At 49.3% G+C, this 15,640-nt stretch carries 13 protein-coding genes; 8 read left to right on the top strand and 5 right to left on the bottom strand.

What is annotated here, in order from left to right; translation table 11 throughout:
- A partial coding sequence (locus tag RM811_RS16045) for a glycerate kinase (protein ID WP_402526267.1) occupies positions 1-504 on the bottom strand: 504 nt, incomplete at its 3' end.
- Positions 505-538: 34 nt separating this feature from the next.
- Complete coding sequence (locus tag RM811_RS16040) at positions 539-739, bottom strand: hypothetical protein (protein ID WP_402526264.1); 201 nt, start codon at positions 737-739, stop codon at positions 539-541.
- 162 nt (positions 740-901) lie between these two features.
- On the opposite strand from RM811_RS16040, the gene RM811_RS16035 reads away from it, so the two are divergent.
- Entirely contained in the window at positions 902-2,050 is a 1,149-nt protein-coding gene (locus RM811_RS16035) for an SPFH domain-containing protein (protein WP_402526261.1), read from the top strand.
- 85 nt (positions 2,051-2,135) lie between these two features.
- Positions 2,136-4,106 carry a DNA topoisomerase III gene (locus RM811_RS16030; protein WP_402526258.1) on the top strand — a complete coding sequence of 657 codons (1,971 nt, stop codon included), beginning with the start codon at positions 2,136-2,138 and terminating at the stop codon, positions 4,104-4,106.
- Between the two features lie 174 nt (positions 4,107-4,280).
- Here RM811_RS16030 and RM811_RS16025 read toward each other — a convergent pair whose 3' ends face one another.
- A complete protein-coding gene (locus RM811_RS16025) occupies positions 4,281-4,895 on the bottom strand; it encodes a hypothetical protein (protein ID WP_402526255.1) in 615 nt (204 codons plus the stop codon).
- 244 nt (positions 4,896-5,139) lie between these two features.
- On the opposite strand from RM811_RS16025, the gene RM811_RS16020 reads away from it, so the two are divergent.
- Complete coding sequence (locus RM811_RS16020; RefSeq protein WP_402526252.1) at positions 5,140-5,376, top strand: hypothetical protein; 237 nt, start codon at positions 5,140-5,142, stop codon at positions 5,374-5,376.
- A 563-nt stretch (positions 5,377-5,939) separates the two neighbouring features.
- On the top strand, positions 5,940-6,242 hold the full coding sequence (locus RM811_RS16015) for an isoamylase early set domain-containing protein (RefSeq protein ID WP_402526250.1): 303 nt from the start codon (positions 5,940-5,942) through the stop codon (positions 6,240-6,242).
- A gap of 235 nt (positions 6,243-6,477) precedes the next feature.
- Here the strand turns inward: RM811_RS16015 and RM811_RS16010 are convergent, their stop codons facing one another.
- On the bottom strand, positions 6,478-7,566 hold the full coding sequence (locus RM811_RS16010) for a M20 family metallopeptidase (RefSeq protein ID WP_402526246.1): 1,089 nt from the start codon (positions 7,564-7,566) through the stop codon (positions 6,478-6,480).
- Positions 7,567-7,949: 383 nt separating this feature from the next.
- Between RM811_RS16010 and RM811_RS16005 the strand changes: the two genes are divergently transcribed.
- The 4 genes from RM811_RS16005 (at position 7,950) to pepT (ending at position 14,853) form a co-directional block, all read left to right on the top strand.
- Complete coding sequence (locus RM811_RS16005) at positions 7,950-8,924, top strand: RimK family alpha-L-glutamate ligase (RefSeq protein ID WP_402526244.1); 975 nt, start codon at positions 7,950-7,952, stop codon at positions 8,922-8,924.
- The gene (locus tag RM811_RS16000; protein ID WP_402526241.1) at positions 8,914-10,380 is read left to right on the top strand and encodes a RimK family alpha-L-glutamate ligase; all 1,467 of its coding nucleotides are present in this window, start codon (positions 8,914-8,916) and stop codon (positions 10,378-10,380) included. Before RM811_RS16005 ends, RM811_RS16000 begins: the two co-directional genes overlap by 11 nt.
- Positions 10,350-13,250: a M14 family zinc carboxypeptidase gene (locus tag RM811_RS15995; RefSeq protein WP_402526238.1), complete on the top strand. Its 2,901-nt coding sequence runs from the start codon at positions 10,350-10,352 to the stop codon at positions 13,248-13,250. Before RM811_RS16000 ends, RM811_RS15995 begins: the two co-directional genes overlap by 31 nt.
- 352 nt (positions 13,251-13,602) lie before the next feature.
- Positions 13,603-14,853, top strand: a complete 1,251-nt coding sequence (pepT, locus tag RM811_RS15990; protein WP_402526235.1) for a peptidase T — start codon at positions 13,603-13,605, stop codon at positions 14,851-14,853.
- Positions 14,854-15,175: 322 nt separating this feature from the next.
- Here the strand turns inward: pepT and RM811_RS15985 are convergent, their stop codons facing one another.
- Positions 15,176-15,619 carry a MarR family winged helix-turn-helix transcriptional regulator gene (locus RM811_RS15985; RefSeq protein WP_402526233.1) on the bottom strand — a complete coding sequence of 148 codons (444 nt, stop codon included), beginning with the start codon at positions 15,617-15,619 and terminating at the stop codon, positions 15,176-15,178.
- Positions 15,620-15,640 lie beyond the last annotated feature (21 nt).

The following is a 15,640-nucleotide window of genomic DNA, read 5'->3' as shown; positions in this document are numbered from 1 at the left end:
CAGCGCTGCTCCACCATAAGGCAGCTCGTTGCCTTCACGGTCCAGAAGCCTCACACCCAGTGCCTGCATCATACCGGCACCACCATCATTGGTGGCACTGCCACCAATACCCACGATCATTCGTTTAATGCCATGGTCCAGGGCGCTGAGAATCAACTCTCCGGTACCTTTCGTGGTACTGATCAACGGGTTGCGCAGCTCAGCAGATACCAACTCGATACCGGAAGCTCTCGCCATTTCAATAACCGCTGTTTCACCATCGCCCAGCAGGCCAAAACAGGCAGACACCGGTTCGCCCATCGGGCCGGTTACCGTTGCGTCAATCAGTTTGCCATCGGTGGCATCAACCAGTGACTGGAGTGTGCCTTCACCGCCATCAGCAACAGGAATCTTTACGCACTCTGCATCGGGTAAGACCTGCTTAAGTCCGGTTTCAATAGCCTGCGCCACCTGGGCAGCAGTCAGGCATTCTTTGAACGAGGCTGGAGCAATAACAATTTTCATAGTCTGTTCCCTCAGAATTGCAGAATGCCATAGATCAGAGTGGCAGTCCGCTCAGGGTGGTGATTTGGATCATTGAATAAACTGGAGTGAAGGAGTTTTTAATGCCAGCTATTATCGGAACAATCGTATCGTCTGTATCGTGGAATTGACTGAATTTTTCAGGAGGAATCCATGATTTTTTGTGATGTTTCCGTTCAGGGTAGCCTGTACCAATAATAATGCCGATTCGATCCATAACATTGACATTGCGGTGGATGATATTTATGGCCCGTTGAAACCGCAGGAAAAATAAGTATTTTCTACCAGGGCTTTTCTATACCCAAAGGATTTGTTGGGTTCATTCTTTGCTATAACTGGTGGTCACGATAATTTATAAAAAATCAGGAGTTCAGTGGTGATGAATAAATTATTAACGATATTGATGATAGGGTTTTTATTTTCACAATTACCCGTTGAAAAAACAGAAGCAGCGGATTTTTATTCCTATATCCCATTTCTATACCAGGTTCCGGTGGGGAGTGTAGGTGTTTTCAAAAAGGGCAAACAATTCTACGATGATGTCTATCCTGCCGGTGTTTACACTACCTGGCCTTTTGATGAAGGCTTTAATATCAGCATTATTCCAGAGAAAACGGCTGTTACCGAAATTCCCTGCATTACTGTTGAGGGGATAAAAATCATCTTTCCGAAAATTACCGTTCATTATCAAATTCCTGAAGATGGTGCACTTGAACTGGTTAAACATCATGGTGTCGATTTCCTGGAACCCTTGATAAAAAAACCGGTAAGACAGGGTGTGGCTGATTTATGTTCGACCATGACTGCTGAAGCCGTTTATCTGGAAAAATTTGCGATTTTAAAACAATACATGACCGATTATCTGGCCAGGGAACAGGGGGATAAGGAGTCCGGGCTATCTATCGGTGACCTGGGAATAAATCGTCCCCGTGTGTCCGATGAAATTCTCGAGAATTTTGTCGGTCGGAAGGTATCCCCGGTGACCTGTGATCAGCCTTATGAGATTTTCTACACGCTTGAGGATGAAAAAGAGGCCAGAGAACGACTCTGTGGATCGGATAGTCAGCACGTTGAAATTCAACAAAATCCTGTTCCGGAAGATGATATGACCAGAGTTGTGGAACCTGATTTTGTCACCGTTGGTGAGCCGGTAGTTTTATCCGTGGATACTTATCAGGAAAATCCCCTTCAGCCAGATCATGAGATGCCTTCAGAGGGCTTGTTTCATCAGCAGGTTATCGATCCATTGATTGATGGTGAAGACTCATATGATGTAAAAGCAGAGCCGACAGAATTAACTCAACATTTGGTTCAGGATGATCTGGAAAGGATTGGGGGAAATACTGAATCAGTGAATAACCCTGGTTTTGAAGCTGGGAGAAACCCGGCTCAGTCAGTGGGGCAGGGCGATGAACAGTCGCCTCAGGGGTCACTTAAGGACAGGAGAAAAGCAAGTCTGTACCAGCAGATGCAAGGCTCCAAAGGCCTTTGGAAGAACAACAATAGCCTGCTATACCTGACCTGGTAAGAAAACAGAGGCGTTGCTCGCCAAATAGTTATTTATGCTGTATAAAAAAACAGTATTTCAACCATTGTGAGCCGGATTGTTCCTGATGCGATTATTTATCGCCGAAAAGCCCAGCCTTGGGCGAGCCATTGCGGATGTGCTGAAAAAGCCCATTAAAAAGCAGGAGGGCTACATAGAGTCTGCCTCCGGAGATGTGGTGACCTGGTGTATCGGTCACCTTCTGGAGCAGGAGGAGCCGGATGCCTATGATCCTGCCTACAAGACATGGAAACTGGAACATTTACCGATTGTTCCTCAGCAGTGGCGATTAAAGCCCAGAAAAGGCGTACGGTCACAACTGACAGTGATCGGTAAACTGCTGAAGCGGGCGGATATTATTGTTAACGCCGGTGACCCTGACCGGGAAGGGCAGCTGCTGGTGGATGAAGTGCTGGACTATCTGAAACTCTCTCTCCAACGGAAAAAAGAAGTTCGTCGTTTATTAATCAGTGATTTGAATCCTTCGGCAGTTTCACAGGCACTTGGGCGGATGCGATCCAACCAGGAGTTTGTGCCGCTGGCGGTTTCCGCACTGGCTCGCTCCCGGGCAGACTGGCTTTACGGCATAAACCTGACCCGTGCCTGCACATTACTGGGACGAAAGGTTGGCTTTAATGGCCTGTTATCCATCGGACGGGTTCAGACCCCGATACTGGGCCTTGTCGCCCGCCGTGATGCCGAAATCGAGAAATTTCAGCCCAAACCTTACTTTGAAGTATTTGCAACGCTGTTGACCGCAAAGGAAGAAAGCTTCAAAGCCAAGTGGGTACCCAGTGAAGCCTGTCAGCCCTGGATGGATGAAGAAGGGCGGGTTCTGGACCGGCGTCTGGCCCAGAATGTTGTGGATCGGGTTGCCGGTAAACAGGGCACTGTGAAGCGTGTTGAGGATAAGCGTGGTAAAGAGACGCCACCACTTCCTTACTCTTTATCTGCGCTGCAGATAGATGCTGCCAGGCAGTTACGGATGGATGCCAAAAAAGTCCTCGACAGCTGTCAGCGTCTTTATGAACAGAAGCTGGTTACTTACCCCCGTTCTGATTGTCGCTATCTGCCGGAAGAACATCACTCTCAGGCACCGGAAGTACTGGCAACCATTCGGCATAATGTTTTTTCGCTGGGGAAGGCAGTGGATCAGGCGTTGCCGGAGAGAAAAACCAGTGCCTGGAATGACAAAAAAGTGGGGGCGCACCATGCCATTATTCCAACCTCGCTGAGGAAGGATCTGGAGCGACTGCCGGAACTGGATCGTAAACTGTATGAGTTGATCGCCAGGCAATATGTTGTGCAGTTTTATCCTGATCATACGTTCAGGAAAAGGGTGGTTGATGTTGAAATAGAAAAAGGCCTTTTTCGCGCCAGCAGCCGTCAAACGGTTGAAGAAGGGTGGAAGGCCCTGATCAGACCGGGCAAAAGCAATCAGCGCTCAGGGGATGGTGCCGGGGATGATGGGAACAATGAAGAAAATACTTTTTTACCAGAACTGGCCCGGGGCGATGTTGTTGATTGCCCTGAAGCAGAATTGAAGGAGAAACAGACACAGCCGCCCAAGCCCTTTAATGATGCTACGCTGCTTTCTGCCATGACGGGTATTGCCCGGTATGTCCAGGATAAGAGCATTCGAAAAATACTCCGTGAAACCGATGGCCTGGGAACGGAAGCCACCAGGGCCAATATTATCGAGCTGTTGTTCAAGCGGCAGTTTCTGGAACGTAAGGGGCGTAATATCCATGCGTCGGCAACAGGGCGTGCTCTTATCAATGCCTTACCGGAAAGGGTGACAACCCCGGATATGACGGCACGATGGGAGTCATCACTGAATGATATTGTTGAGCGTAAGGGAAGTTATGGCGCGTTTATGGGAAGCCTTGACCAGGAGTTGAGAGCCCTGTTGATGCAAACCATGAGTGAAGGGTTGCCTACTGTTGCCGGTTTGCCTGCTCCGGCCAATCAACCGTTTAAAAAGAAGAGCCGGGGAAAGGCTGGGGGAAGTCGTCGCAAAAAAGGAAGCCCTGTGTAAGCACCGAACCAAGTGGTCGGATGCTTTTAGAATCTGTCTCAGGGTAACTTCTTTTTTTTACCACAGAGTCACAGAGGAGGGTAGAAAGAAAGGTTTTCGCTCTGTGCTCTCTGTGACTCTGTGACTCTGTGGTGAACAAAACGGGAAAATTATTAATGCAGAATTCCTTACAGTTTAGAAAAAGAACTTCACAAAAACCCGGGTTGTATATTGGTCAGAATTACCTCGATAGTTCAGGCCAACCCCCCACTCCTTATCGACCTGATATTCTGCCCCGGCGGTGAAGAGACCGGTATTATCACTTTCATCCCGATCATAGTACTGCTGGATATAGCCAGTATTCAGCCAGAGGCCTCTTTCCAGATGATAACGGGCGTTGACTGAAGCGGTATAGGCAGTCACCTTGTCCTTTACTTCATCAGTATCCACTGAAAGGCCATTGCGCAGTCGACCACTGGTTACAGAAGGGATCAGATGAAACCGGTCAGTGGGTTTCAATAGCAGGCTGGCTCCGGCAAAGTAAGAACTCCCGTCAATCTCGACATTTCTGGCGACCTCATCTTTATCAATACGGCCATAGGAATATCCCGCATTAAGGATTACCGGTATGGAAGGAATTTTGTAGGCACCATTAACAAACCAGGTGGTTCCATCGACAGTTTTAGCGCCCTCGTCCTGATTATTGTAACCAAAACCGGTATTGATGAAGGTGTAGTTATAGTCGTTACCTGCGTTGGCTATAGCTGAAATGGTAAGTAGTAAGGCCGGTAACCAGAAATGGAAGATCATTTATTGAATCCTTTTATCGAATGGGAGGATGTGTAGTACATGGATTTAATATGGATGGAAAAAGACCAGTCACTACCGTCTGTTTCTAGTGATTATTATTATTTGAAAAAGTTCCCATCGAGTTGATTTATTTTATGTAAGGAGGGCTGTTTAGTTTTTCAGAGTGAAAAGATTAACTGATGTTCTATTATGAAAGGCTGTTTTGGGAAAAATAAAAATCTGTGAACAAATAGCTGGTATTACCATGATACGATCATCTAAACCCATGGAAGTTTCTATTTCAATCCCTCTGACTGCAGAACCCTCCCTCCCTAAACCGGTTAGCAGTACCCATCGACATTGTCATTGTCACTGCTCCGGGGAGGAAAAGTTTTCATATCGTGTAGGGTTTGGCGTTGGTTTGACCGTTAGTACTATTACCATTGTTTCAGTAGGTGTTTTTACTACTGTCCTGACAGGCTACGTTGCCTTAAAGGGTTGAAAGTAATTTTTTGAAACACACGTGCGTATTTAATGACTGACTTAAGTGCAAGTAAGGTCAAAAAATTAGTATTTTAACCTCTTGTCAGCCTGACAGTGCTGTTTTTCATGACCAGAACCAACAGGAAATATGGAACTATATTACCTTCAACCTTCAACCTTTAAGCACAACATAGCCGTCCTGACAGGTTTGGTTGCGGCTGCTACAACATTTTCAGCCTCATTCATAAGTGCAAAGTTTGTCGCAGAATACTTCTACCCGGGGAATATACACGATCGACAAGTTACCATCGCCGAACCATACATTCAAACCTCTCTCTCGATGGAATAAAGCTAAGAAATTAATGGGAAAGTTACCACATCGCCATCATTTCTTCTGGCCTTGAAACCACAAAAAAGGGCAGTACCCGAAAGCACTGCCCTTGTGCCTGAGACTTGAAGGCATCGTCTGTGATCTGAGGAAAGTGAGCAATCCGGATTTGCCCACGACCTGACTTCGTTGTATTTTAGGACGTCCGACTATCCCGGAACTGGTTTTATCAACCGATAGCTATAGGATTTACCATGCTGAAGAAAAAAGTTATCAAGAAAACAGCAGAAACCGAGGTTACTTTTGAATTCGCTAAAAAAGGAATTCAGTCAGTTTCCCTTGTTGCCGACTTCAATGAATGGCAACCGGTCATCATGAAATACAACAAAAAGCAAAAAGCCTTCCGGACAACCGTAAGACTGCCCAAAGATCAAACCTTCCATTTCCGCTATCTGCTGGATGAAATGGTCTGGGAAAATGATTACCAGGCAGATGATTACGTCTCCAATTCCTTTGGCTCTGACAATAGTGTGGTTCACACAAAACAGGTGGCCTGAAGAGGCGCGGTTTGATTTAAAAGAACCCCACCAAAAAGAAAACCCCGTCCTCCCTCCTCTACGGTGATGGGGGATGACGGGGTTTTCTCTACCAACATTAGCAGTGATGTGGTTTCGGTAAACTATCAGACTCTTTTAAATATAAAGTGGATAGGCGCCAAAACGACACTTGTCACGCTGTTCTCCTGCCGTTCTCCTGCCGTTCTCCTGCCATTCTCCTGCCATTCTCCTGCCACTACCGGCCACAAAAGTGACGCAATATCCGGGTCACCTGATCAATACGCTGACTGAAGCTGGCCTTGCACGCTCTTTCACTATGGGTATGGTCGCCATCGCCGAAAGGACCAAAACCATCCAGAGTCGGAACACCCGCTGCCGTTATGGTATTGGCATCACTGACGCCACCACGGTGCTCTGTGGGTAAGGGATACCCAAGGATTGATTCAATCTCCAGAAGTAATGCCTGCTGGGGCTGGCTGGTTTCCATAACATCTCTCTGCACGCCACCCGTCATGGTAATTGTTACACCTTCAACGGCAGGGTAACTTATCATCTGATCAATAGACGACAGAACACGATCCCGCTCAGGCGCGCAGGTAAAGCGAAACTCCACGGCCAGCTGTGCATTGGGCGATATGGTATTAGCACCAATACCACCGGCGATTTTGCCCACATTCACCGTTGTACCCTTGTCCAGATCGGTCAGTGCCGTCAGGGCAATCAACAGGTGTGCCGCTGCAAGGTTAGCGTTGCGTCCCTGCTGGTATTGATTCCCAGCGTGGGCTGCTTTGCCGGTCAGCTCCAGATAGATAGTTCCTACCCCTTTACGGGCGGTCACCACTTCGTTATTTTCCCCTGCTGCTTCAAATACCAGACAGGCATCGTATTGTTCCGCAAGTGTTGTGGTCAGGAATTTACTGTCATCACTGCCGGTCTCTTCATCACTGACCAGCAGCATGTCAATGTTGTGGACAGCACCTTTTTCACGGTGGATAGCACGCAGGGCACTCAGGGCTACATAAATGCCGCCTTTCATATCGCAAACACCCGGACCGTAGATCCATTGTTCATCTTCCCGGAAGTGCTCAAATTCCCCCTTGGGAAAGACCGTATCCAGGTGTCCCAGCAGCAGGAGCTTTCTGCCCGCACATTTTGGCGATGAAAAGTGGAGGTGGTCGCCGATGGTTTCCCTGGCATGCCGATCCGTTCTGTATCCCAGCTCTTGCATCCAGCGGGCAATGACCTGCCCGGTTTCATCAACACCGGCTTTGTTCCCGGTATGGCTGTTAATTTCTATAAGTGCAGCGAGTTCTTTAAAGTCCACAATGATTCTTCATTCAGGGTTGCAGTTAATGGGTGTCGCACGACGAAGAGCGAGATACCTCCGTCGTTCAGGAATAGTTGTAACAACTTGCTGACTTTATTTTATGATCCGCCTTCAGGAATTGACTCAGGTCATAGATTGCATAAAAAACAGGCAAGATTATTAGCAATCCTTGGCAGTCTAAGTATATTAGCCCCTGTGCTGTACCATGCCAGTCATCACATTTTTAAGGTGGATTTCTTATTCAAGTAAGCAGTGGTTATTTCCCGTCGTCTTGTAAAAAATTCAGCCCTCAGCCCATTGATCTGGCATTCAGCCGGATTTATGCAAATCAATAAATTTTCAACAACTGCTCTATTCAGCATTATTACGGGGAACTGACCATGTCAAAACACACCGTTGGAATCTGGTTGTACCAGAATGGCGGAGGCGATTCCATCCAGCGAAAGCTGGTTGAACAACTGCGCGAACGGGATATCAATGCGATCACCGGTCTTGATCTGGCCCAGGCGATGGCTCATAACGGTTCGATCATGTGCAACGGCGTTGTCATGGAAGATCTGGACCTGTTCTACACGTATAACGCAGGCCAGCAGACCGACTATCAGGTGTACCTGTATGAAATGCTGGACCGGTTTATCCCGATCATTAATAACTTCCATGCCTTCGCACTAACAGAAGATAAATTCAAGACCTCTCATCTGCTGCAACGCCAGGGCATTAATACTCCGGAATACTGCCTGTGCAGGCATAACAACCTGGATGCACTCAGGGCCAGTATGTCAGATTGGGGCGGTCGGGCAGTCTATAAGCCCACCAACGGCTGGGGGGGAACCGGTATCGTTCGTCTTGAGAATGAGAACGCCCTGAATATGCTGCAACCGTTCATTAATCAGCTGTCTGTTCAGCATTTCTTTGTTGAACGGTATGTCAATAATGACCACACTGATTACCGCATTGATATTGTTGATGGTAATTTTGTCGGCTGTTACGGACGCAAGGCGCCGAAGGACGACTGGAAAACCAATATCACCAGTGGCGGCAGTGTCATCACCCGTGAAGCCAATGATGAAGTGATCGCCCTGGCCCAAAAGGCTGCCGAAATCACGGGACTGGAAATTGCCGGTGTCGACCTGATCTATGACCAGGAGCGTGAGGAGTATGTAGTACTGGAGGTGAATGGTATTCCAGCGTTTGCTACTCCAGAGCAGGAAACGTTCGGCCTTGATTTCAATGACCTGAAAATTGAAAAGATTGTCGATCTCATCGAGAGAAAGGTAACCGTGAAACACTTGATCGGCGTACCTGAACTGACTGAAAATGCGCAACTGGCTGGACATCCTGAACATGCGATCTGATAACAAAAAAGTAAACTCAACCTCACAGAAACGTCCGGTCCTGGGCTTGTTATACCTTGACCATGTCTTGCGTTTTTTCGACAAGTCCAATTTCAAGGGCTGGCCTGACCGGATTGAAACGGTCGTCTACCACTGGAAAAACGACAAGCAACGTTTTATCGATGAGGTTAAGCGCAAGAACATTGACGTATTGATCGGGAACATTCCGGCGACAGCCTATGAGGTATTCCGGGAAATTGCCCGGGAACTCCCGGAAGTGCAGTTTATTCCCTCTCTGGACAGTCAGTTCGCCAACAAGTCCAAGGAGAATGTCACCCATTTTTGTGAAAAGTATCAGCTACCGGTACCGGCTACCCGTATCTTTTATGAGATGGATGAAGCCCGGGAATTCCTGGGCAAGACCACTTTTCCAAAGATCATCAAGCGTTCCTATGGGCCGTCAAACTACGGTGGCTACTATGTCCATAAGGTAGACAGCGAAGCAGAAGCTCTGGAGCTGTTGTCCAGCAAACGTTACTACCCGGTTTACCTTCAGGATTTTATTCCCATGAAGGCCGATATCCGGGTCATGCTGATTGGTCATAAGCCGGTGTGTGCTTTCTGGCGCCGTCCTCCGGAGGGAGAATGGCTGACCAATACCTCCCAGGGTGGCAGCATGGATTATCAGGATGTACCGGACGAAGTGCTGGCACTGGCTGTTCGGGCGTCAAGGGCGGCCAATGCCGAGTACTGGGCCTGCGATATTGCCGTTAGCCATGATGATGAGTACCGCATTCTGGAATGTGCCACGGCGTTTGCTGCCTTCCCGTACATCCGTGACTGGATCGGGCAGTATCTGATGGCTGAGTTGACTTCCGGTCAGATGCCTTACCCGAATCTTCCCCTGTATAACTGGGAAGAGCTGGGCAAAATGTCATCATCGGTGCTGCGGGTTCTGCGACACATTACCTTTGCCCGCTGTCAGGATGCGCAACCTATGACGGATGCTGGTGAGACATTCCATCATATAGACGTGGATGGTTACCCACTGCTAGGAACTGACCAAGCCTTCGACGAAGAGTGGCCCAGTGACCGATGGAATCGGCAGGATAACTATCGTCCATCGGTGAAACCACCACGACAGCCTACTGTCAGTGAACTTCAGGCGGCAGATAAGGGGGCTGAGGAAGTCACAGAAATACCGGCATTGGCTGAAAATGTTGCTGGAATGGTTAAAAAAAAGGAGGTTGCATCAGACAACATATTGATGTCTGAAAATCAACTGATGGATTTGCTGGCCAGTGCCCGGGGGGTTAGCAGGAACCTGGCTCAACTGATCCTGAAAACCCTGGGGGTGCCTGGCGTTATTGATGCCCTGCAGAATGATCCGGAACAGTTAATGCGGGTGAAGCGCGTCAAGGCGAAACGACTGGAAAATATCCTGAAGTGCTGGCAGCAGCCTGTGGTTGCCGGTTAAAGGCCGCCCGCCTCCCGCTACCCGAAAAAGCACAAGTAACCTCGGCTTTTTTGGTCAGCGGGAAGCGAGAAGCGTTCGTTGCAATTTATATCAATTCACTGTCGTCAGTATCCGATATACTGGCGTCAGCGTCAGTCACTGGCGTCAGCGTCAGTCACTGGCGAAAACCGGCACTGGCACCTTTCCCTAATAACAACAAGTACTGGCCTATGAAACAACAATATATTTCCTACCAGGAAACCATAGATTTCCTGCAGCAGGCGATGGGTGAACATCCCGACCTGATCCGGGTGCACAGTATCGGGGAAACCCATGAAGGTCGCCCGATCATGATGGCCACGATTTCCCGTGATGTGGCCTACGCTGATGAAAAACCGGCCCTGCTGTATACCGGTACGATCCATGCCCGTGAATGGATTGGCATTGAACTGGCTACCCGGTTTATCCGCTATGTTATTGCTAATTACCGGACCGACCCGCGGCTGCTCAGCACCCTGACGCGCAACACCCTGTATATGGTTCCCTGCCTTAATCCCGACGGTTTTGAGTATTCTCGCAACCACTTCTCGTTCTGGCGAAAAAACCGGAGGGACAATGGTGATGGCACCTTTGGCGTAGATCTTAATCGCAATTTCCCGGTACGGTTTCGCAAGAATAATGACACCAGCTCCAACATTTATGGAGGTCCTGAAGCCTTTTCTGAGCCGGAAACCCGGGCCGTGAGGGACTTTGTCGAAAGTCACGCCAACATAACCATTGCTCTTGATTACCATTCCCAGGGCAATGTGTTCTTCCCGGCCCACAAGTTTAACCATGAGGAGGAGATGGAAGGCGCTGACCTGAATATGCTGTGCGCCAATATGGCCAACGAGATTCGCAAGGTCACCGGGCGGCAGTACGGCATCCATCGCGGCAAGCCACCGTTTAACCTGATTCATGGAAGTGGTCGTGAGTATTATTACAGCAAGGGCATTATGGCCACTGTCGTGGAAGTGGGCACACGCAATATTCCGGATTACCTGATCAATATGTCTCAGAGTGTCGATGAGAATATTCCGGCCCTGGTGCATGCCCTGGATTCGGCCATCAACTATTCAAAACACGCACCGGCCCGGGTACCCAGCCTCACTGCAGAGACCATTGGTGCCAGCGATGTGACCCTGTGCTGGACCTATGACCGACCAGACGATTGCTGCTTTGAGATTTATCGCAGTGAAAGCGCCAAAAGTCCCTGTACCGCCGATCATTGCATTGCCGTTACCCGGTCCCTGAGTTATACCGATACCCAGCTGAAAAGTGGTCAGCGCTACTTCTATAACATTCGGGTCGTGGATCAGGTGACCAGTATCAAGTCAGCCTTCACACCGGAACTCAAGATCAGAACACTACTGGCCCGTGATGAGTTCTTTTACACCCTGTTTCCGGCGAAAGGCGACGTTGGCTATGTGGGCGAAAAAACCGCCACCCTGAACTCAAACCATTTTGGCTACAACTCTCTGTTTGTGGGCATTAACCGGCGCAAGGGCTGTTGTTATGGCATCGTCGCTTTCAATCTTGAACGGTTGCCACCGGATGCTGCGATAAAAAAAGCGGTGTTCTCGCTCTACCCGATGAACCGGGTCAATGCCAAGATAGAAAAATTTGGTGAATGGTCGGTTTCCATTCTGGATACCAGCGATATCAATGAGCTCAGCAGCTATGGCCAGATTACCGAGGCCAATGTACTGCAAACCCTGGGGGATGCCATTGAGTCAGACCGGCTGACCCAGGGTATCTGGACCGAGTGGTCTTTTACAGAAGTGGAACGTCGTCTGCTACAACAGCAGATTGAACAGGGGCAGCTACTGCTTAGAATCGAGGGTCCGGACCATCTGCCGCCGGGCAATGACTCGCAGATGATGCAGTTTGATATAGGCTATGGCCGCTTTGGTGGCGGCATTCATTATCGTCCCAACCTTGAGATCATCTATACCCGGGAGAGCCAATCGGTCACCATTGAACCCGCTGCGCTACACACGATCACGGAGAATGAGGTTGCCGCTGGCAAACTGCTGTCCGGATTTGATGCCCGGGGAAACAAGATTTACGGGGATTTGAGCTTTGATCTCACGGCATTGCCCGATCCGGACTGTACCGTGATCACCTCAGCCTATGTGCAGCTGCGTGCCAAAAACCAGTTGAAAACCCGCAAGGATATCCGCTTCACCATGGAACTGGTGGAGCTGAAAGACCTGGACCATGCCAGTATCCGCAACCGTCAGCAAATTGAGTATGTCGGCTACGAAGTCAGCAATGAACAGCTGAGGGAAAATACCAGCCACAACTTTATGTTTGACAGCTTCTGTCGTGCAATACTGGAAGACCTGCATGCCGCCGACAAACCGGTACACCTGGTTGTACGACCAACCACACCATCAGCGGAAAGCAATGCCATTATTGATTGGCACGGTGAGGGTGAGGCCAGATCAGCGCAACTGGTGATCAATTATATTGAACGGCGCAAGTTGCCATTACCTGCGCCTGCCGACCTGTCGGCAACCGTCGAAAACAACAAGGTCAGGTTGACCTGGAAAAAACCGGACAGCCCGGATTTTATCGGCTGTTATGTGGTTCGCAATCGCTTCCACCCACCCCGTTCCCCCATGGATGGTATCAAGCTATACGCCGGGCAGGATGAATACACCTTTGATGATTTCGGTAATCCTAATATCCCCAAATACTATGCCGTATTCAGTTACGACAATGTGCCCAACTATTCAACGCCGGCAACGGTACTGTTCAGTCTTGATGAAGTGATTTCCCTGATGGATGACGATATTCCGGAAACCCAGGAGGAGGAGGAAGAACGTCTGTCGAGGGAGTATCCGTGAGTCAGCCCCGGGGATTGCATAGAATGGTCACGGGAAAACGCTGGGACTTTTAAACGACTCAGGTCTTTCATGTTGAAAGACCTGAGTCGCAGCTTTTCCGTATCTTTTGCAGTGAAAGAAAATTGCCACGGAGACACAGCACCCAATGGGCATAAAAGGCACGGAGAAAAGAAAATGCTTTTCCTCTGTGTCTCCGTGCTTCCGTGGCGAAATCTTTCATAGTCGGGGGGAGCGAACAAGCGTCATTGGCATTTGTGCCACCCGCTTTTTACACAAATCTGGAAATCCTTCCATAAAAAGCAGTCAGGGGCCGGGGTGACCTGACTATTGACAATCTATATTGGAAATATCCGTGAATCCCGCGATTAATATTGTTGAACGTTTCCTGAATTACACGCGAATTAATACCACCACTAACCGTGAAAAGGGTGCGGCAGGCATTATGCCGTCTTCTTCCGGACAAATGGTATTGGCACAGTTACTGGCCAGAGAGTTAGAAGCATTGGGGCTGGAGGAAGTTATATTGCGAGACAGCGCTATTCTGACCGCGACCCTGCCAGCCAATTCCAGAAAAACATGCCCTGTCGTCTCATTCTTTGCGCACCTTGATACCAGCGCAGAACAGACCGGCGATACCCATGCCCGGATTGTTAGGTATTCAGAGGGCGATATCTGTTTGAACCCTGAACTGGGGATTACATTAAAAGCATCAGAGTTTCCGGATATTACCCAATATCAGGGACAGGAAATTATAGTGACTGACGGCACCAGTCTCTTGGGGGCGGACGATAAAGCTGCCATTGCAGCGATCATGAATGCCCTGCAAACCCTGAAAAATAATCCTGATATTGAACACGGCACGGTGAAAGTTGCCTTTGTTCCCGATGAAGAACAGGGACTTCGTGGCGCGAAAGCCTTTGATGTGGAAAGCTTTGGGGCTGACTTTGGCTATACGCTGGATTGCGGCGGCATCGGCGATTTTGTGCACGAAAACTGGAATGCCGGCGATGTGGTGATTACCTTCACCGGACAATCTGCCCATCCCATGTCTGCCAAGGGTAAACTGAAGAACTCATTGCTGATGGCGCACAAATTCATTGCCATGCTGCCCGCGGGTGAAGCACCGGAATACACGGAAGGTCTTGAAGGGTATTACTGGGTTAAAGAGCTGTCCGGCAACAATTCAAAAACCCTGTTGAAGATGGATGTGCGAGACTTTACCCGGGAAGGTTACCAAAGTCGTATGATGTTTCTGCAGACACTGGCCGGGAACTGTCAGGCGTTGTGGGGTGAGCAGGCTGTCCATATCCAGGTCGCTGACCGTTATGAAAATGTCGCCAATAGTCTGGAAGGTGAGGCTGGCTTTCCGATTGATATCGCCAGAGAAGCCTATGCCCGCAATAACATCACCATGAACGTGGTGCCAATGCGTGGTGGTTACGATGGTGCGGTGCTGTCGCAAAAAGGGTTGCCCTGTCCAAATATTTTCACGGGGGCTCATAATTTCCATTCTGTTTACGAATACCTACCCGTGAAATCCTTGCAGGCGGCCAGTGATGTGGTGGTGGATGTGATTCGGGTTACTGCGGAAAAAGAGAAGTAAGGTTCTTTTTCCCACGCACTCACAATCCCGGGGTTGTGGCAACACTCAAAAACGAGTCTCTCAGCGTAGGTCGATTCCCACAGGGAGCCGACACCCGAAGCAACCGGCATGCACCGTTTTGTGTGTTGCAGGGGAGGCTGGCGGCAGAGCCACGAGTCGGCTCGCAAGCGAACCGACCTTGTCCAGATCGCTTTTATCCCTTTTGCGACAGCCGCCTGTGCCGGGGTGACTCGCATAGGTTCTATAGCCAAAGAGTTTGGAGTTACAATATGGCGGCAAGCGAAGTACCGGGAGCCTGGATACCGGCACAACATCGAAAAACTCACTGACTCCAGCTGCCCGGATCGGTATCGTCCCGGTCAATCTGTCCAATATCCAGCATGGGTGCAGCATCCAGGTGCTGAGCATCAAGCATAAAGGAGACACGTTCCAGCGCTGAGATCACCATGGACTGTTCCCAATCCTGCATATCTTCAAATCGTCGTGTAAACAGATCCTGCTGTGGGGTCGGCGCCTCCTTCAGCAATTCCAGCCCGGCGGGTGTTAAACTGATCCAGACCTTGCGTTTGTCTTCTTCTCCCCGCTCCCGGCAAACCAGCCCCTTCTTTTCCAGCCGGTCAAGAATACTGGTGACGGTTGCCTGTGTCAGACCGATCGCTTTCGCCAGATCACCTGTCGTAATCTGGGTAGATAACCTGAGCGCCTGCATGGTCATTAACTGAGGCAAGGTGAGTCCGCTGCAACGGCTAATCTCCTTATTCTGCATATCGGTTGACCTGACCGGCTG

Origin of the sequence: Endozoicomonas sp. (assembly GCF_031844845.1) — a bacterium.
Lineage (GTDB): Bacteria > Pseudomonadota > Gammaproteobacteria > Pseudomonadales > Endozoicomonadaceae > Endozoicomonas.
The sequence above is the reverse complement of the archived record's forward strand: the minus strand, read 5'-3'. Positions and strand labels throughout refer to the sequence as shown.